This window comes from Candidatus Spongiihabitans sp., from assembly GCF_965237845.1.
Classification (GTDB): domain Bacteria; phylum Pseudomonadota; class Gammaproteobacteria; order Arenicellales; family Poriferihabitantaceae; genus Spongiihabitans.
In genome coordinates this window covers 961,838-980,492 of sequence record NZ_OZ250154.1, presented here as the reverse complement: position 1 = coordinate 980,492, position 18,655 = coordinate 961,838, and the positions used below count along the sequence as shown (strand labels likewise).

General features: G+C 48.5%; 21 protein-coding genes, 1 tRNA gene and 1 pseudogene. 13 read left to right on the top strand and 10 right to left on the bottom strand.

The genetic code is table 11. The features are described from left to right. Positions 1-163 precede the first annotated feature (163 nt). The 7 genes and pseudogenes from ACPXXB_RS04800 to ACPXXB_RS04770 all read left to right on the top strand — a co-directional run bounded on the left by ACPXXB_RS04800 (position 164) and on the right by ACPXXB_RS04770 (position 3,857). Positions 164-319, top strand: coding sequence for a hypothetical protein (locus tag ACPXXB_RS04800; protein ID WP_423909982.1), 156 nt, complete (start codon positions 164-166; stop codon positions 317-319). A 338-nt stretch (positions 320-657) separates the two neighbouring features. Then, positions 658-839 (top strand): annotated as a pseudogene (locus ACPXXB_RS04795) (SLC13 family permease); the annotation flags it as partial. A 249-nt stretch (positions 840-1,088) separates the two neighbouring features. Further along, positions 1,089-1,436, top strand: coding sequence for a hypothetical protein (locus tag ACPXXB_RS04790; RefSeq protein WP_423909980.1), 348 nt, complete (start codon positions 1,089-1,091; stop codon positions 1,434-1,436). Positions 1,437-1,542: 106 nt separating this feature from the next. Beyond that, entirely contained in the window at positions 1,543-1,707 is a 165-nt protein-coding gene (locus tag ACPXXB_RS04785; RefSeq protein ID WP_423910971.1) for a hypothetical protein, read from the top strand. Next, complete coding sequence (locus ACPXXB_RS04780) at positions 1,701-1,979, top strand: glutathione S-transferase family protein (protein WP_423910968.1); 279 nt, start codon at positions 1,701-1,703, stop codon at positions 1,977-1,979. Before ACPXXB_RS04785 ends, ACPXXB_RS04780 begins: the two co-directional genes overlap by 7 nt. A gap of 169 nt (positions 1,980-2,148) precedes the next feature. Next, positions 2,149-2,225: transfer RNA gene (locus ACPXXB_RS04775), tRNA-Pro, on the top strand. 303 nt (positions 2,226-2,528) lie between these two features. Beyond that, positions 2,529-3,857, top strand: coding sequence for an NAD(P)/FAD-dependent oxidoreductase (locus ACPXXB_RS04770; RefSeq protein WP_423909978.1), 1,329 nt, complete (start codon positions 2,529-2,531; stop codon positions 3,855-3,857). Here the strand turns inward: ACPXXB_RS04770 and ACPXXB_RS04765 are convergent. From ACPXXB_RS04765 to ACPXXB_RS04745, 5 genes are all read right to left on the bottom strand, one after another. Next, positions 3,851-4,747, bottom strand: a complete 897-nt coding sequence (locus ACPXXB_RS04765; protein WP_423909975.1) for a DMT family transporter — start codon at positions 4,745-4,747, stop codon at positions 3,851-3,853. The genes ACPXXB_RS04770 and ACPXXB_RS04765 overlap by 7 nt on opposite strands. Then, complete coding sequence (locus ACPXXB_RS04760; protein ID WP_423910965.1) at positions 4,725-4,877, bottom strand: SET domain-containing protein; 153 nt, start codon at positions 4,875-4,877, stop codon at positions 4,725-4,727. The genes ACPXXB_RS04765 and ACPXXB_RS04760 overlap by 23 nt, the downstream gene beginning before the upstream one ends. Before the next feature lie 434 nt (positions 4,878-5,311). Then, on the bottom strand, positions 5,312-5,572 hold the full coding sequence (locus ACPXXB_RS04755) for a gamma-butyrobetaine hydroxylase-like domain-containing protein (RefSeq protein WP_423909972.1): 261 nt from the start codon (positions 5,570-5,572) through the stop codon (positions 5,312-5,314). Between the two features lie 4 nt (positions 5,573-5,576). Further along, positions 5,577-5,888 (bottom strand): hypothetical protein, encoded by a 312-nt coding sequence (locus ACPXXB_RS04750; RefSeq protein ID WP_423909969.1) that lies wholly within the window; start codon positions 5,886-5,888, stop codon positions 5,577-5,579. Continuing rightward, a complete protein-coding gene (locus ACPXXB_RS04745; RefSeq protein WP_423909966.1) occupies positions 5,888-7,093 on the bottom strand; it encodes a D-cysteine desulfhydrase family protein in 1,206 nt (401 codons plus the stop codon). The genes ACPXXB_RS04750 and ACPXXB_RS04745 overlap by 1 nt, the downstream gene beginning before the upstream one ends. 113 nt (positions 7,094-7,206) lie before the next feature. Between ACPXXB_RS04745 and ACPXXB_RS04740 the strand changes: the two genes are divergently transcribed. Beyond that, positions 7,207-7,833 carry an NnrU family protein gene (locus ACPXXB_RS04740; RefSeq protein WP_423909963.1) on the top strand — a complete coding sequence of 209 codons (627 nt, stop codon included), beginning with the start codon at positions 7,207-7,209 and terminating at the stop codon, positions 7,831-7,833. A 67-nt stretch (positions 7,834-7,900) separates the two neighbouring features. Further along, a complete protein-coding gene (locus ACPXXB_RS04735; protein WP_423909960.1) occupies positions 7,901-8,284 on the top strand; it encodes a GFA family protein in 384 nt (127 codons plus the stop codon). Between the two features lie 49 nt (positions 8,285-8,333). Here the strand turns inward: ACPXXB_RS04735 and betC are convergent, their stop codons facing one another. From betC to ACPXXB_RS04720, 3 genes are all read right to left on the bottom strand, one after another. Further along, on the bottom strand, positions 8,334-9,911 hold the full coding sequence (gene betC / locus ACPXXB_RS04730; protein WP_423909957.1) for a choline-sulfatase: 1,578 nt from the start codon (positions 9,909-9,911) through the stop codon (positions 8,334-8,336). Positions 9,912-10,029: 118 nt separating this feature from the next. Further along, positions 10,030-11,556 (bottom strand): M81 family metallopeptidase, encoded by a 1,527-nt coding sequence (locus tag ACPXXB_RS04725; protein ID WP_423909955.1) that lies wholly within the window; start codon positions 11,554-11,556, stop codon positions 10,030-10,032. A gap of 168 nt (positions 11,557-11,724) precedes the next feature. Further along, on the bottom strand, positions 11,725-12,756 hold the full coding sequence (locus ACPXXB_RS04720) for a COX15/CtaA family protein (protein WP_423909952.1): 1,032 nt from the start codon (positions 12,754-12,756) through the stop codon (positions 11,725-11,727). Positions 12,757-12,941: 185 nt separating this feature from the next. On the opposite strand from ACPXXB_RS04720, the gene ACPXXB_RS04715 reads away from it, so the two are divergent. From ACPXXB_RS04715 to ACPXXB_RS04705, 3 genes are read left to right on the top strand one after another with little or no spacing between them, the layout of a single operon-like run. Beyond that, positions 12,942-13,823, top strand: a complete 882-nt coding sequence (locus tag ACPXXB_RS04715) for a HalD/BesD family halogenase (RefSeq protein ID WP_423909949.1) — start codon at positions 12,942-12,944, stop codon at positions 13,821-13,823. Between the two features lie 11 nt (positions 13,824-13,834). Further along, positions 13,835-14,611: an SDR family oxidoreductase gene (locus tag ACPXXB_RS04710; protein WP_423909946.1), complete on the top strand. Its 777-nt coding sequence runs from the start codon at positions 13,835-13,837 to the stop codon at positions 14,609-14,611. A gap of 26 nt (positions 14,612-14,637) precedes the next feature. Next, a complete protein-coding gene (locus ACPXXB_RS04705; protein ID WP_423909943.1) occupies positions 14,638-15,756 on the top strand; it encodes a mandelate racemase/muconate lactonizing enzyme family protein in 1,119 nt (372 codons plus the stop codon). A gap of 138 nt (positions 15,757-15,894) precedes the next feature. On the opposite strand, the gene fabB is transcribed toward ACPXXB_RS04705, so the two are convergent. Next, a complete protein-coding gene (gene fabB, locus ACPXXB_RS04700) occupies positions 15,895-17,127 on the bottom strand; it encodes a beta-ketoacyl-ACP synthase I (RefSeq protein WP_423909940.1) in 1,233 nt (410 codons plus the stop codon). A gap of 89 nt (positions 17,128-17,216) precedes the next feature. Continuing rightward, entirely contained in the window at positions 17,217-17,735 is a 519-nt protein-coding gene (gene fabA, locus ACPXXB_RS04695; RefSeq protein ID WP_423909938.1) for a bifunctional 3-hydroxydecanoyl-ACP dehydratase/trans-2-decenoyl-ACP isomerase, read from the bottom strand. Positions 17,736-18,185: 450 nt separating this feature from the next. On the opposite strand from fabA, the gene ACPXXB_RS04690 reads away from it, so the two are divergent. Further along, entirely contained in the window at positions 18,186-18,557 is a 372-nt protein-coding gene (locus tag ACPXXB_RS04690; protein WP_423909935.1) for a hypothetical protein, read from the top strand. Positions 18,558-18,655: the final 98 nt, after the last annotated feature.

Here is an 18,655-nt window from a genome sequence, read left to right as displayed (position 1 = left end):
AATCGATAACTCGAGGTGCAATTGATTGACCTTGATTATGACCACAAAGGGTCTGGAATATCGCAAGCCAATCGCTGTGCCGATAAATTATTTGGATATTGCCAACCAACCGCAAGGGAATTTGCAGTAATATAGCATTGTCTTAGTGTGATGAGATGCTTATATGCAAGATCTACCTCCACTACTCGGCAAGCTACTTTGCTGGTTAGGGTTCCACGATTTTCAAGTGATTAGCAAAACCTTCGGGTTCGGCGATGGCGGCGGCGTGGAAAAAGTCGAATGCAAACGATGCGGCGTTATCATGACCCGGAAAATCTGATTGAACCAAACCGATCGAAATTAAGAGTCGGCAAATGCGCACTATAAACTCATGCACCCGCTGCCCCTGATTTTGAATAGCCTGATTTATGTCGCTGTATCGGCATGGCATAACCTTGCTGGGGGCGTCCCGCTAGGGCAAGTCGTTCCGCGACTGGGTGCGGAAACTGACCATACAGGCCGGCGACGTACTGCTGCTGGGGCCCCACCGAGCGGCTGCCCTCCATCGGCACCTGGCTCGGCGGCTTACCGTTGCAGCAGCTGACCTGTGGGTGCTGCAGTGCAACAAGGCATGGGTCTCGGTGGGCGGTTTCGTCACCGCCATCGCCGGGCGCCTCCGGGGCCAACCCGGATCCGTTCCGGATGGCGGTGGCCACATCGTGCGCGTTCCTGACCCCTATCGACCACAAAAACAACACCCTGATTATGGGCCCGGCGATTACCGGCGAATGGGCCTGCCGCTGGAAGCCATCGTCATCGTGGTTTCCATTCCGATGATTTTGCTGGTGTGGCCGTTTTAGGGCACGGACCTCCATTTTTCCGGATCGTAATTCCCTCAGAGTACTTGCTTGACTGGCACGGATACGACACTATACCCGCATCGTCAAATATCCATTGTTTGGTGACCGTCCCGGCAACTTCGTGAGCCGGAAGATAAAATCCAACTCCAACGGAGGGCACCATGTATTCTTTCATTTTTCGCCTGGCGCGAACTTGTTCGCGTCGTCTTTTTACCCCCCCCCCTCCCGATCAGAAAAATTTTATTTTCTGTGCCACTGGTTTTTATGGTTGCGGGTTGCGCGACCCTGACTGAGGATGCCAACACACCCATTGCGCTTTCGCTCAGTGACGGGGCCAACGGCAAGTGTACTCTGTCAAACAAACGAGGATCGTGGGAGGCGACAGTTCCCGTGACGGTTTCCGTCAGAAAATCAGATGATGTACTGCAATATAACTGCGAAACCGAAGATGGTCGAACAGCAAGCGGCGCTATCCCCAGTACGATGGGCGGAAAAATCGTTGCAAGCGCTATATTTCTCGACTTTGGGATCGTTGATGCCATTACCGACAAACACCGTAAATACCCGCCAAGTTTCGTCATTCCAATCCAGAAGTGATCTGCAACGGCTTGACGTTTGCGCCGAAAGTTACAGCCGATTTCAAGGAGAATGGCTTTTATGTTTATGTCTTGTCCGTGTCCGTTGATAACGCGATTGAACCTCGCTGTCATCCAATGATCATACATTTATAAAATCGCTCATGGGTGAAATTCCGCTGTTAGAACACAACCGACCGGCGCTTTCCCAATCCGGGGTAATTCTCGACTATCTGGCAAAAAAACTGATAAATTTGGCGCTAAAAATGAAGCGCAACGTCGTGAAATTCTAAGATGGATATTATTCGACAATCATAAACCCACCAGCTACATCGCCACCATCAGGTTCCTTCGCACATTCACTGATCGGGGAGAAAATGATGTCACCAAATTTCTCGAGGCGCGCTCCAAAACCGCATTAAAAGTGCTGAATAGTCTTCTCCAGGATGCCCGGTTCGCAATCGGCAATCGAGTCACCATCGCGGATTTCTCGATGTGCGGCTATCTATATTTTCAGGATGAAATTGGAATCGATTTTGCCGAATATCCCCATATCACTCGATAGTTAGCGGAAATTCAAAACCTGGAGAGATGGGCGCATCCCTATGATTTGATGCCAGGAGAATCCATCAAGCACAATTAACGTACCAATGGATAATTACGAATAGATAATTTACGGAAATTCCCAATACTGTGCTTTAATCCCGGTTGCAAATCTGAGTAGTCACACAATTCGGGGTGTAGCTCAGCCTGGTAGAGCACTGCCTTCGGGAGGCAGGGGCCGGAGGTTCGAATCCTCTCACCCCGACCAATAAGTGAAATTCTATTAACTATCGTGTCGTTATTATGGGTAACAAAACCCATAGTTTTCAGAAATTGGAGAAAGGTATTAGCAATTAACCCTGACTTTATTTTTAACCCAACAAAATTCTATGTTTCTATCAAAAGACAAGAAAGTGGTACTAAACAACTAGTTATGACCCTAGATAATTTTCAATATGACGACATTGAATCAAAAATTAGCGCAAACGGACATACTCATTATCGGCAATGGTGCTCTTGGGCTATTCATCGCTGATGAGTTAACTCGGCGCCCAACTAAGAAAATGTGGCTGTGGTCGGTCCAAGAGACCGTGAAAGCGGTGCTAGTCAGGCCGCAGGGGCAATGCTGGGATGCTTTGGTGAGGTGACAACCGAAACACTTTGTTCAGATGCAGGGCGAACCAGATTTGAAATCGGAGTCACTGCGCACGATCATTGGGACACCACATTACAGCGACTCGAGGAGGCATCACCTGTGGGAAAGTCTCTCAAAGTAGCCGATGATACTTATGTAATTCTCAATTCCATCGGTGGTGAACTCGACTCGGATAACTTTTCTGCCATTGTCGCCGCCTTAAATACTTATGAAAAACCTTGGACAGACGTAGATGCTCACGATATATTAGGTTTTAATCCAAGAACAGATTGTCGGGTTTTCCGTGCAATTCATCTCCCGACTGAAGGATCTGTTGATGCCAGAGGTGTTCTAGCTGCGTTAGAGACAAGATTACAAAGTGAAAATGTTCCTGTCATCGATCAGACTGTGCGCAAAATTCGAAGTAGAGCTGATAAGGTAACCGGAGTCGAGCTTCATGATGGCAGCATTATCGAAGCGGATATCGTCGTAGTGGCTGCTGGTGCCCGTAGTGAGGAACTGATTCACAGTGCGTCAGATGACTTGGAAATCCTACCCACGTTCCCGGGCCTTGGTTTAGGGATGATTGCTAAGCGCTCAAGGGGAAAGGCATTCCGTAGCGTGGTTCGGACTCCAAATCGCGGTTTCGCCTGCGGACTGCACGTTGTACCTCAAGGCGACGGAAGAGAGTATATTGGTTCCACTAACCGTATTGTACAGCATGTGATGAACGTTGTATGGTTGGAGGACGTTCGCTATCTCGCGCAATACGCAATGCAGCAACTAGATGAAGAGATTGCCCATCACCAAATAGAACAGTTCCTTCGGGGGAATCGTCCTATTACCCTCGACGGATTCCCATTGGTAGGATGGCTTCCGCTCTCTGGATTATATCTGATGACTGGAACGTATCGTGACGGCTTACATAGCGCTCCGCTTTTGGCTACTCACATTGCAAACGAGTTACTAGAACAACCTGGGACGATTGATCCCATGTTTAAGCCGACACGCGAACCGATCGTCACTCGAACCATCGAGCACTCAATCGAAGAATATGCGCATCATAGTATAGCTACTTGGTACGAAACTGGCGCGGATTCTTCCCAGATGCCAACTAAAGATATTTACAAATATTATCGAGACAACGCAACGAAACTGTACGATGAGCTTGGTATCAATTATGCGCTCGGACCGGATGTGTTGTGGTATGCAGCAGACGACACAATTGGATCGGAGCACATCAAGCGTTACTTACTTACTCATTGAGTCGAGGATTGAAAAGTCGCAACCAGAACCGCTATCAATACGATAGCCCCACCAACAATTGTCGAGAGCACCGGAATTTCGGAAAGAATTAGCCATGCCCAGATTGGTGCGAGGGGAGTTTCGAGAATACTCAAAAGAGCCGTGAGAGTGGGCGATAGAATTTTGGCTCCTTCCTGTAACGTGATGTACGCTGTAACAAAGAGTAATCCAAAAAATGCTAAGATCGCGATCTCGTGAAACGGGACCGAAAACGGAGTGCCAATCAATGAACACATTAATACCAGAATCGCACACGACAATATATTAACTCCACCTGAAGGTGTATCTGGATATTTTCGAAAGAGCACTATGATGAGAGCCAATGTGACGGCCATTACAATGGCGAGGCCATCGCCATAGATATTGATTTGTCCTACAGAGCCATTGACTACGACCGCGACTCCAATGATAGCAAAAATACTGGCAATCAGTTCTTGCTTCGATATGTGCTCTCGCAATATCACCCAGCCCAAAAGTCCAGACATCAAAGGCGTCACGGCATAGATCATAGCTACATTGGCAATTGAAGTGAACTTAAATGAAGACAAAAAAGCTGTGGTGCAGATCACTGCAAGAAGTGCTATTGAAAACCCGCTCATGCGTAATCGCAATTGCTTTCCAAGCTGCAACCGAAATCCGTACCAAATAACCACAAATATTACCCCGAATAACGCACGCCAATATATGACATCCCAACTTGAGGCCTCTACCCCTTTTACGAAAATTCCAGCAAAGCTAAACAACACGGCTGATATCAAAAGGTAGAATATACCGATCTTCTGATTGTTCAGATTTTTTTCTCTGTTAATTCTGCATATTCTATTTTCTTCATTCGAAGTCGTACTCTCCAATATTATAGTACCTGATAAATAACTCTTCACCAGCGTCAATGTTTCGTTTAGCAATCAGCTTGGCCTGCGCGACATCTCCCTCTAATTTCCATTTTATCCGGCAATTTTCATTGCTACTGTGATTAACGATGGAAATGGGACAACGACCAAGTGTAAGGAAGAGGTATCATCCTTCGAACTATAAGTGTCTCGGTCAACGAAGAATATGTGATAGGCTTTTGTTTTTCGCAAAAGCGCGGAATCCTGTCCGCTGAATGTCCGTACCGGATCGCACAATATTTCAGTATTATTGGTAATACCCTTAACTGCGATCACTCCTAAACCCATCCGTTTTGGAGTATGAAACCATATCATTAATAATCCAGCTTGTTTTAATATTAATCATCACTCATACTCTATTTTGCAGAAATATTGTTGGTAAGTTGCCGGATTGTTTCAGGCTCATTTTCTCCTAGAACTTTGCATATCTGAAAGCCATCGGTGAGGGTAGAATGCCCCCCTTCAGCGTCATTATCCAAAAAATGAAGTCATTGATATGCGGGCGGAGTCTCATGGTGCGCAATATCAGTATGTGTCAGAATTCATTGTACTTATGCTTGGGCATTGTTTCTCGGTAAAATGCGTTAATCGCTCTCGTGTGGTTGGGTGCAAACATTTTTTGCAATAACAATTGTCATGCAACCAAACTTCATCAAATTCACTTATTTCACCATCATTCCATTTAAGACTAACGGTGTTATCTGCGTGACCTACAGAAACAATCTTACTGCTTGTTTTATATTTTCTGTAAGCACAATATGCATTAGTGTTGGCGATGTGTGGCATTCATTCAAATCTGATATTCGTAATCCTTGAGACGTTGGGCACAAACATCAAGTTCATCTTCTGTGAACAGAGAATGATACTTTTCCGTTCGCATAATCATTGCTTCAACAGTTAAATCCAGATGTTGCCGTTCCCAAAGCGTGGTGTAGCCCTCCGAAACCGTTGCCGCATTTATAAGCCTTCTTGCGGATTCAATCCCCCCATGGGTTTCTACCATTTGAATAAACCGCCGTGCGTCATAACTCGCCTCGCTCTTGGCTTGGCGGTAGATATTCAGCATTGCCTCGTGGAATTCATTTTCGAGCTGATTTAACATCAAACTATTCCGTCATTGGCAAAATCCTCGGCAAACACCGTCCGATAACCAAACAGCGCTGCCGAGCCGCCGGTGTGTATAAACACCACGTTATCCGTGGGTGAAAAAAATCCTTTGCGCGCCAAGTCGATCAGTCCGGCCATGCCTTTTCCTGAATACACCGGGTCGAGCAATATGCCTTCCAGACGCGCCAGTAGCGAGACCGCTTCCAGCATGCCGTCGGTGGGTATGCCGTAACCTGCGCCGACGTAGTCACAGTTCGCTTGAACGGATTCGCGCAACAGTTCTTGTTTTATACCGAGATGCGCGGCCGTGGCGCGCGCCAAGTCGAACACTTTTTGTTCCTGTTGCTGGCGTGGCAACCTGACACCGATGCCAAGTATTGGGAATGGCCATTGCGAAGCGCCCGAAAAAAAATCACCACCGAGGTGCGAAGTGCCCGAACAAAAATCACCACCGAGGTGCGAAGTGCCCGAACAAAAATCACCACCGAGGTGCGAAGTGCCCGAACAAAAATCACCACCGAGGTGCATCGCATGACAGCCGGCCACTAAACCGGCTTGCGTTCCGGTGCTGCCGGTGGCGTGAACCAGATGGTTTATGCGCAACCCCAGGTGCGCGGCTTGCTCGGTCAATTCCAACGCGCAGTTGGCGTAACCCATCGCACCGACCGGGTTGGAGCCACCGCCGGGAATCAGGTAGGGCTGTTTGTCATCGGCCTGTAGCTCATTCGCCCGTGTCGCCATGGCGGCGTCCATATCCGTATCTTTGGGGTATTCGTTTCGCTTCGCGCCGAGCAAACCGGTGAGCAGAACATTGCCGGATACGACATAATCTTGATCAGCCTGGTTGTTAATTTGATTTGGGTCGACCCGGTGTTCGTATAGCACTTCGCAGTCCATACCAACCATGGCCGCTGCCGCTGCAGTCTGACGCACATGGTTGGATTGTAGCGCGCCGTGGGTGATGACTGTATCGGCGCCTTTGGAGATGGCATCACCAATCAGATACTCAAGCTTTCGCGCCTTGTTGCCGCCGGTGGCAAGGCCGGTGCAATCGTCTCGTTTGATCCACAGATTCGGACCTTTCAGGTGCGCGCTCAGGCGTTTCAACGGCTGCAACGGCGTCGGCAGATGGGCGCAGGAAAAACGGGGGGCGCGTTCAAGCACGGCCGCGAGGTGTGCGGTTGAACTTTTGGCGGGCATGGTCATCGTTTTGTCGTGTTGATTTGTTGTGTCAGCTTGTTCGGTGTTGGATTTGCGGAGTATACTATCATGCTCTAAGTTTTAGAAACCCGATTGCGCCAGAGGAGATTAGTATGACTTGGTTGATTGTTGGCATCGTCGTTTTTTTCGGAATCCATCTGTTTCCGGCGAACCCGTCGTTGCGTGAAAAACTGGTTCATAGCATCGGGGAATTGCCATATAAAGGCGTGTTTGCGGCGCTTTCTTTCGCTGGCCTGGCGCTCATGATAAAGGGGATGGGCGCGACGCAATACATGGCAGTTTGGCATCCGCCGGTAGCGGCCGCAACCGCGACGGCTGTGTTTATGGCACCGGCATTGATTCTGCTGGTGGCGATGAATTTCGATAACAACATCAAGCGCATCGTGCGCCATCCGATGATGTGGGGCGTGTTGCTGTGGTCGCTCAGCCACCTACTTGCCATTGGCATCGGCGCGACCGCCATGGACGGCGGAAGTGCAGATACTGTCGGGAACAAGTATCTGCCGCTGGTGCTATTTGGCAGCTTCGCGGTGTATGCGTTATTTTATTTATACTCGGCCAAGCAACGCGCCGCGCCGAAACAACCGAACTCGACCAAGGCGGCGATAAAAACGACCCCGATAAAAAGAGATGTACTCGCCTTTGTCATTGGCTTGATAGCGTACGCTTTGCTGGTCGCATTTCACGACACCCTGTTTGGTGTTGCGGTCTTTTTTTAGACGCGCTTTTGTAGCCCTGCGCGGATGGATAAACCACTTCGATAACCCACTTCAAACATAATCAACCATGACTGAAATCAAAACCGGACAGTGCCACTGCGGCGCGGTGGAATTCAAGGTTACCCTGGAAAACGGCCTGCAAAATCTCAGGCGATGCAACTGCTCGTTGTGCCGCCGAAAGGGCGCCATCATGGCCGGTGTGCCGCTGGCATCGCTGCAAGTTACCCGTGGCGCCGACAACCTCGGCCTGTACCAGTGGAACACCAGGATTGCCAAGCATTATTTTTGCAAAACCTGCGGCATCTATACGCATCATGCGAGACGCAGCAATCCAAACGAGTACGGTTTTAATGTCGCCTGCCTTGATGGCGTTGATCCTTATGCGTTGGGGGAGAGTGCGGTCGGCGATGGCGGCTCGATGAGCGTGGTATCGGATAACAATACTGTATAACGCGAAAAGCGCAGGTGTTGTGAAAAGCGGCCGCTACGGCGGTGTTACGCTACTTGCGCTTGAAGGGCTTGGGCTTGAAAGGCTTGGGCTTGGGATAGCGCGAAGCAACATCAAAAGCCGTTAAATCCATATGGCTTCGGGTGTATTGTTCACCAGGATCCAGCGCAGGATTAAAGTCCCATCCCTGATAGCGTCCGATTGTCAATGCGCTATGAACAGCACGTCGCCTTTGCTGATCGGTGATGACTTTTTCTCTAATCAAATCGACATCCCAGTGGTCGGCCGCTTGATCTTTAAAACTTCGCACATCCTTTGAATGAGCATCGTCAGCCGCCAGATTATTTTTCTCATCAGGGTCGCGCTCAAGATCAAATAATTGATCCAGGTCTGTTGGACAACTGATATATTTATATTGCGCTTGACGAATCATCAGCATTGGCGCGCTCGTGCCTTCGGCGAGATATTCACTGATCGCCCGGTCCGTATCCCCGGATTCATTGCCACTGCATAATGGCAGCAAGCTACGGCCATCCAATGGATCAATAGGGGCCGGTTGGTCGGCGTCGGCGCCTTCAGCAGCGATATCGACCAACGTCGGCAGCATATCCACATGCGCCACCGCCTGTTTCACTCGACGCGGTTTGAATCTCGACGGATTGTATATGATCATGGGAATTCGACATGACCACTCACGAAACGACATTTTGTACCATAAGCCAAATTCACCGAGCATATCGCCGTGATCGGAGGTGAAAATGATGGTTGTGTTTTTCGCCATGCCACATTCATCCAGGGTGTCCTGTAATCGCCCCAGCCATTCATCAATATACGATACATTGCCGTAATAGGCGCGTCGCGCGTCGATAATTTCCTGCTCGCTGAGCGCCACCGCATCGACGCCAATGGCGCTTTCCAGGCGCCGGTTATGGGCATCTTGCCGGCCGGCAGCGGGACGCGCGACCTGCGGCAAGGAAATATCGGTGTCTTCGTATAAGTCCCAATATTTTTTACGGGTCGCATATGGATCATGGGGATGAATAAAACTCGCCACCAAACAAAGCGGCCGCCGGTCTTCTGAACGGGCATAATCATAAATCACTTGCACGGCACGGCTGCCCACCTCATCGTCATAGCTCAGTTGATTGGTGATCGCCGCCACCCCGGCCTGCTTGACGCTGGACATATTGTGATACCACAAGTCGATGCGCTGGTCGGCGTTGTTCCAGTCCGGCACCCAACCAAAATCCGCCGGGTAGATATCGGTTGTCACGCGCTCTTCAAAGCCGTGAAGTTGATCCGGTCCGACAAAGTGCATTTTCCCTGAGAGGTATGTTTTATAGCCCATTAACCGCAAATAGTGGGCAAAGGTGGGCATGGTTGCCGGCAAGTATGCCGCATTGTCGTATCCGCCGCATCGGGAAATATTCTGCCCGGTCATAAACGCATAACGTCCCGGAGCGCACAACGGGCTGCTGCTGTATGCGGTTTCAAACAACACTCCTTGATTGGCGATGCGGTCGATATTCGGGCTGATGACTTCGTTATGCCCATAACAGCCGAGCGCCTTGGCGGTCAGTTGGTCGGTCATGACAATAAGGATATTTTGTTGGTCTGTTTTGTGGTTCATCGATCAACTCATCCTGGTGATTTCGCTTCGATAGATTGATTCTTTTGGTTCGGGCGCAAGTGTTTGTTTTCTTGAAGGTCTTTAGCGAGAAAGACCAGGGCTCGTACCTTTAGAATTATCATGCCCGAAGCGCTCCACCGCTTTCGATTGCGCGGCGAATATTTTGGCGGATATTTTTATAACGCAACGTTGCCGGGTCGGCATGAACGACGCCGGGGGCAGAGACAATGAAAATCTTGCTCGCCAGTTTCTCGAAGTCGTTACGAAAATGCACCGAGCTTTTTAGCGCAATATAATCCCTTTTACCCGGCTCGATGCCAAGGTGTCGAAAATGCGCTTGATCTGCGGTTTGCACCGCCTTGCAACAAACCACAACCGCTATCCCGGAGATCGACAACCAGGCACAAAGACCAAGCTCCATATTTGCGCCTTTATACATCGGGCCGGTCGCGGTGAAGCGGCCATCGCTCAGATTCCTGACTTCGACTTCGCATTGGAACTGGCTTTGACCCGGGTCCGTTTTACCGCCCAATTGTGCAATAAATCGCCCGCCTATTCCGACCTGGTGGGCGATAGTGGCTACGTCCACGTCATTAATCACGCCCAGTGCGGCATTCTCAAGATTATGTTCAATCATTGCCTGTAATACACCGGTGGTATCACCCGCACCGCCACCGCCTGGATTGTCCTGGGTGTCGGCCAGCACCACGGTGGCGCCGTGATGCTTAAATGCCCGCTTCGCCTGGACCATGCCCTGAGCAACCGGCCAGATTTTCTCATAAAATTTTTGTTTATTATCATGGATTAAATCTGCTAACGCTTGCACAGCATTATTTACCTCCGTCTGGTTGTTGCCATAACCCACAACCGCCGGACCGGCATCAAAAATGTCGGACAAATGAAACCCGCAGGCAAAAGACAATGATGACACTTTTTCGGTAATTAATTTGGGTAGCGCGCGGTAGATCATCTTGCAAGGCTTGATCAATGTGCAACCGGCGTTGAGCGGAATCAAAAAATCAATTTGGCGAAATGATTTGTAAAATGATTTGTACGGCGGTCGCCGGTTTTTAAGGTAATCAATAAGCAATCCAGCAACCCGATAACCCGTTTCTGCCATGTCGATGTGCGGGTAGGTTCGATAAATATCAAGCACATTGGCATGGTCGACCATCGACTGAGTCACATTTGCATGTAAATCCAAACTCACGAAAACGGGTACCTGGTTACCCACTAATTTTCGAACTCGGGCTAAAAACGCACCTTCTCCGTCTTGCAAATGCTCGCATACCATTGCACCGTGAAGATCAAAATAAATGCCATCCACCGGCAATGCCCGGCGCAACAACCCCAGCATGTTCTCGCAAATCCTTTCAAATGCATCTTCTGTCACATAAGCGCAAGGCATCGCCGAACACCACATCAAAGGCACGATCTCATGCTTGCCCCCGTCAGGCCGCGGTTGGTTTAATGCGCTTATGGCCCCGGCAATCGGTAGATGCACTTGCTTAACTGCGTCTATCATCGCCTGGCCTTGATTCATCCCGGGCCATTCGTCGGCGCTTTCAAACGCCGCGAAATCAGCTTTTACCGTGGCGAAGGTATTGGTTTCGTGTTGCCAGCCGCCTATTGCAATTCTTGCCACGTGATCTCAGACATTATTAGTTGAACGCAGTACACAAATTCAGGGGTACCGCATTTTAAGTTGAGGGGTTAATTCCAACTTTAATTTATCGCCATCAGCCTGGATTATAACAACTTTTGATTTTGGTATCGCATCGTCTAAAATTACTAAACGTGAGCGCCATCGTCATCAAGCACCGGTGTCATCATTGACTAATGCCGGCAACGAAACAGAAATGACCGCTATCGTCAGCAAAATCAAAGCGCCCGCCTGGTGAGCCACACCGAGTACTGGCGGGACGCCAGAAACCAAAGTCACAATACCCAAACCAACCTGAAAGACAACCGCAATTAATAACCCAATGCCTATCAACACGCTATGAACTTTCTGATTCCCGCCCATCAGCATCAAGGCATAGACAACCACAAGACTCAGCACCAACATTGCCATCGCCCGATGGGTGAATTGAATGGCAACCGGATTTTCAAATAAATTTAGCCACATCGGCGTTAGCGCACCGATTTCGGTCGGCAGCCATTCTCCGCCCATTGTGGGAAATGTGTTGTAAATGAACCCGGCATGGGTGCCGGCCACGAATCCACCACTGGCAATCATCAACAAAATCACCCCAACCACGGCAATGCCGAACTTTTGAGCGCGCGGCGGATTAATGCACCGCATCGGCAGCAATCCTGTCAATACCCTGATCATGTAGGCGTAAATTATAACTGCGATGATTAAATGCAGCGCCAATCGGTACGGGCTTACTCGAGGATTATCCACCAGCCCGCTTTTAACCATATACCAACCCACACTGCCCTGGATAACGCCCATTGCAAATAACAGCCAGAGTTTAGGCGCAAGGTTTGGCATGAGTTTTTTGGTGATAACAAAATAAATGAACGGCAGAAAAAAAACCAGGCCAATCAGTCGGCCCAGCATTCGATGGGTGTATTCCATCAAGTAAATAAACTTGAATTCCTCCAGGCTAATTTGGGCATTGACAATTTTAAATTCAGGAAATTTCTGGTATTGCTCAAAAACCCGTGTCCAGGCAATTTCACTTAGTGGCGGAAAAACGCCCATAATCGGCTTCCAGTCAACCATGGATAACCCCGAACCGGTGAGTCGCACGGCGCCACCCAGCAACACCATAGTGAAAACAAGCGCGCAGCATACCGAAAGCCATACAATAACCATCGTGCGAGGTTGAGTTGTCATGCTGAATTGAGGCGACTTTCCAAAGTTTTAATACGCGCGCCGATCGTGGCTTGGGTCACGCACAGATTCCATGTTCATTAATCATAATTATATTGAATTATTCGATTAAATATAGTTTATATTGGTTTGCTTTGTTAACGTGATTTGTGGAAAATTCGATCACTCAATTTTTGATGGAGATAGCCATGAACGCAATCGCATCCACATTAAAGGTTATGCGAAAAAGTCCGCCGGGGCATATTTTTGATTTGGATAAACAGCCAATCAATCAACTAGATCATCCTGACACACAAAAATTAATCACGCGATGCCGCAAGGAATTGGATGCAGTTGGTTGCGCTGTGATTAGAAATTTGGTGCTTCCAAAATCGCTAACCCGTATGCAGGCAGAGGCCGAACGACTGATGGATCAAACCTATTGGTCAGAAGACAGTCACACCCCCTACCTGACCAAAGATAATCCCTCATTGCCAGCCGATCACCCAAAACGGTTTTTCCAAAAACGCGAAGGCGGCTTTATCAATTCTGATATTCTGGATGCCGATTCCGATCTGCGCGCCATTTATGCTTCACACGCAATGCTAAAGTTTGTGAGCGAATGCTTCGGTGTCTTTCCCATCTATTGCTGGGCGGACCCATTGGGGTGCAACCCCTATTCGGTCATGGATGATACGCACTATTTCCCCTGGCATTTTGATGGCAATGATTTTACCGTCAGTATCCTGGTGCAAGAAGCGGACGAAGGCGGCGTATTTGAATACGTGCCGGACATTAGAAATCCCGAAAGTGAGAATTTTGACTCTGTAAAAGCAATCTTGAATGGCGGGCGTGAGGGAATCCAAAGCCTGGAACTTCGTCCGGGTGACGTGCAACTGTTTAAAGGCCGATTTTCACTACACCGCGTAACGTCTGTGCATGGGGCAAAGAAACGCATTATCGCTCTACCCACCTACGTGGTTGACCCCTTTACGGTGAACCGCCCGGAACGCGCCAAGCGATTCTATGGCCGCGCCATGCCTATTCATTACCAACGCGAACAACATCGCTCAGATACGCTGACTGATTAACGAGCTAAACAATGCAAATCTCTCTGGAAGGAAAACGTGCTGTGGTAACCGCGGGTGCGGCGGGCATGGGCCGCGCCGCTTGCCTAGCGATGCTTGAACTTGGAGCAGAAGTTTTTACCTGTGACATTAACGAGACCGCCTTAGCCAAATTGCCACCCGACATTAAAAGCTATGTTTGTGATGTCTCGAAACCAGATGAAGTCGATGCCATGATGCAAGACATCATGGCAGACGGGCTGGATATACTGGTCAATAACGCCGGCATCGCAGGGCCAACAGCGGCTATTGAAACTGTAACCAATGATGAATGGCGTCAAACCATGGCCGTTTGTATTGATTCCCAGTTTTACTTCACTAAAAATGTCGTGCCCCATTTTAAGGAAAAACAGATGGGCGCGATCATCAATTTGATCTCTGCGGCGGGTATTCTGGGTTTTCCGAATAGGTCGCCCTACGTTGCCGCAAAATGGGCCGTCACAGGGCTGGTCAAATCTCTGGCGATGGAATTGGGGCCTGATAATATCCGCGTGAATGGCATCGTCCCGGGCAATGTGAACGGGGAGCGGATGGAACAGATTATTGAAGCCCACGCAAAAGCCGCGGGATTGCCCGCAGACAATATCCGCAAGCGCTACGCCATCGGCACATCCATGCGCTGCTATGTGGAAGCGGAAGAGATTGCTGATTTGATTGTGTTTCTGTGTAGCGATTATGGGCGACATATTTCGGGGCAAATAATTGGTGTGGATGGCAATACCGAAACCCTTTTTCCAAGAACACTGGATTAGGAGCGCATGATAATGCGCTTATGGTAATGCTCTTGCCGACAAAGATTAACCAAATATCAGCCTATCAGGTGGAGTTGCCGGTTGTGGGCGGGGAATATCGTATGGCGATGGGCAAAGTTGTGAGTGCATTACTCACAACGGTTGTGCGTATTGATACAGACACCAAACTTTCGGGATATGGTGAAGTTTGCCCGCTTGGGTCCAATTATTTGCCTGCCTTTGCGGGCGGCGTGATACCCGGACTTCAGGAATTGGCTCCTCATTTGCTTGGTCAGGACCCCTTAAATATCGGTCATATTAATCAGCTGATGGATGGCCATTTAAAGGGTCATCTGTATCTGAAATCACCAATCGATGTTGCCTGTTGGGACTTGTTGGGCAAGGCCTCCGGTCTGCCGGTTCACACCTTGCTTGGTGGATGTTTTCAGCAAAAATTGCCGTTGTATTTTTCGCTCTCGAATGCAGCGCCTGAAGTGATGGTCAAAGCCGCATCCGTAGCACGCGCCAAAGGATACAGGCAGTTTCAAATCAAACTTGGCGGTGATGTCGAAGCCGATATAGAATGTGTGCGCCGCCTCTGTCGCGCCAGAGAGCAAGGCGAGATCTTTATGGCAGATGCCAATCAGGGTTTTTCGCAGCATGAGGCAGTAAGATTTGTTCATGCCTTGAGAGATGTCGATGTTTATATCGAACAGCCTTGCGACAGTTTGGATAACTGCCTGGCGGTGCGCCAGAAATCCGTCCACCCTTTTAAACTGGATGAAAGCATTCATAATCTGGAAAGCCTGCTCGCAGCGTTAAGCAAACAGGCAATGGACGTTGTCTGCGTCAAAATTAGTAAATTGGGCGGGCTTAGCAAGGCAAAACTTGTGCGGGATATTTGCGCGGCCTGTGGTCTCGTCATGACGGTAGAGGATTCGTGGGGTAGCGATATCGTCACCGCTGCCCTGTCACACCTGGCAGCGAGCACGCCAGTTAAAGCGATGCTTAACACGACCGACCTGAACAATTATATGATGGGGCATATTGCGACCGGGACGCCAAAGGCAACAGCCGGTTTTCTGGAAGCGCTGAATAAACCGGGGCTAGGTATTGAACCCGCTTGGGATATTCTAGGCGACCCTGTTTTTATAGTCAGATCGTAGATGTCATGTATAACGATAAGCAGGCTTCACGCCTCGCATCACCAGCAGTTCTATTCCAAACTGATATGCAATTTTTTCTGCTTCACGATTTTCCTGTTTTTGTAAATTCTAAACGATTATCCATCAACCCCTCAGTGCTCAACTGCCCCAGCGTTGAAAAATCAATGAGCAGTTGGTGCCGCCGAATCCAAAACTGTTGCTCATGGCAATGTCCAGTTCAACACCATTTCTGGTTTCGGTAACGATAGGGAACCCCTGGGCGCGTTCATCCAGATTTTCGATATTGGCTGAGGCGGCGATAAATCCTGACTCCATCATCAACATAGAATAAATAGACTCATTGACACCCGCCGCGCCCAGTGCGTGTCCGCTGAGTGACTTGGTTGCGCTGATTGGCGGGCAATGTTCCCCAAATACTTCGGCAATAGCTTCCAGTTCCTTGATGTCGCCTGCCGGCGTGCTGGTGCCGTGGGCATTGATATATTGAATGGGTCGCTCAACCCCGCTTTCATTCATTTGCCGCACTGCCTGACGCATACAACGCGCCGCGCCTTCTCCTGACGGCTGCACCATGTCGTAGCCATCGGAAGTCGCGCCATAACCGACTAGCTCAGCATAAATCGGGGCGCCCCGCTTTTGCGCATGCGCCAGGCTTTCAAGAACCACGACGCCAGCGCCGCCAGAGATCACAAACCCATCCCGATCATTATCATAAGGACGGGATGCGCTTTGCGGCGTGTCGTTGTAGTTCGAGGAAAGCGCGCCCATGCCGTCGAATAACACCGACAAAGACCAGTGCAATTCTTCCCCGCCGCCGGCAAAAATCACATCCTGTTTTCCGAGTTGAATTAATTCCGCGCCGTGCCCAATGCAATGCGCACTGGTTGAACATGCCGAGCTAATGGAATAGGAAACACCCTTGATTTTGTATGCGGTGCCGACACACGCCGGAATCGTACTCGACATGGTTTTAGTTACCATATAGGGGCCTACACGTTTCACCCCGCGTTGGCGTAATGTATCGGCAGCAATCACAATATTTTCCGGAGACGCGCCCCCGGTGCCCAGCAATAGTCCAGTGCGCTCGCTACTAATGCTGTCTTCGGACAGATGCGCGTGATCAATGGCTTCCTGCATCGCAAGATAGCTATAGGCGGCGGCATCCCCCATAAATCGGTATAGTTTTCGGTCGATCAAAGATTTGGGGTCAATGTTTATTGCACCATGAACACCGCTTCGCATCCCCAAATCAACGTACTCCTGAGCCTTGACAATGCCTGAGCGGCTTGATTGAAGCGCGCTTCGAACTTCCTCTTTATTGTTTCCCAGGCTACAAATAATTCCAAAGCCGGTTACTACCACTCTTTTCATTTAAAACTCACTGTGCGGACACTGGGTAATGGGTTAAACACATTGGACATGAGGCCAGGTTAAATTGAGTCATATTAAATGGAGCGATGTTAAATGGTTTCGACACCCTTGAACAACCCCACCCGAAGGTCTTTACAACTATATACTTGATTATCATCAACACCAACCAGACCGTCCGCAACGCCCATGACCAATTTACGCATTATTACCCGCTTGAAGTCTATACGGTAGGTAATTTTTTTACAGTCCGGTGTAATTTGACCATTGAATTTTATTTCTCCGGAACCCAATGCACGACCGTGTCCCTGACCACCACGCCAGCCCAATGAAAACCCTACCAATTGCCATAACGCATCCAACCCCAGACAACCGGGCATGACTGGATCACCTTCAAAATGACATTGGAAAAACCATAAATCCGGCGAAATATCCATCTCGGCAATAACCACTCCTTTGCCGAACTTGCCACCATCTTCATCGATATGGGTAATCCGGTCAAACATCAACATATTTGGAAGGGGCAATTGTGCATTCCCTGGACCAAACATTTTCCCATGACCACATGCAAGAAGTTCATCACGGTCAAACTGATTTTTCTTTTGGTTCAATAGCGCATCCAGTGTTTAACAGGTTTTAATTCTAACCTACGCCGTTACAGTGACAATATATAGAAACCATAACAACGTATTCATTAAACGTAATTTTTTGTTTGCCTATCATTGGGCTATACTGCACCGACAATAAGAGAAGCACTTGTTGGATAGTTCATCCATAATTATAACAATTTTTTTGTTTAGAAAATTTTCCCCAGAATATTTTATTACCCAAAATATTTATTATAACGAACTCTTTCAAATTGTGTTGACTTTGAAACAAAGATAACTTACTTTTCGTTTTCGTAACTTATAGTATAGATTATCAACCTTATTATACTTAAATTAACTGCACGAAATTATCTAATGAATTAGTGTTTATTGTTGACCACTGCATTATTGTAGCGATTACGACACTACTGTTCGATAACACCATCCCCTTTTACGACCACGAGGTAAATACCAATGGCAAAAAAGAAGAAGTCAGTTTCATCAAAGAAAAAAGTTTCCAAAAAGAAGGCAGCTAAGAAAAGCGGTTTCAAGAAAAAGTCAACCAAGAAAAAAACCATCAAAAAGAAGACCGCTAAAAAGAAAGCCTCCAAGAAAAAGACGGCCAGGAAAAAAACCGCCAAAAAGAAAACCGCCAAAAAGAAGGCATCTAAAAAGAAGGCATCTAAAAAGAAAGCCGCCAAAAAGAAAGCCGCCAAAAAGAAAGCCTCTAAAAAGAAAGCCGCCAAAAAGAAAGCCGCCAAAAAGAAAGCCTCTAAAAAGAAAGCCTCTAAAAAGAAAGCCTCTAAAAAGAAAACCGCCAAAAAGAAGACTGTGCAAAAAAAGTAGGTTAAGAAAGGGCGGGTTGAAAATTCGGCTTCCTTTCTAAATCTAAAAAGGCCGTACAAGCCCCCATAGAGATTGCATCACCTCTATGGGGGCGACCT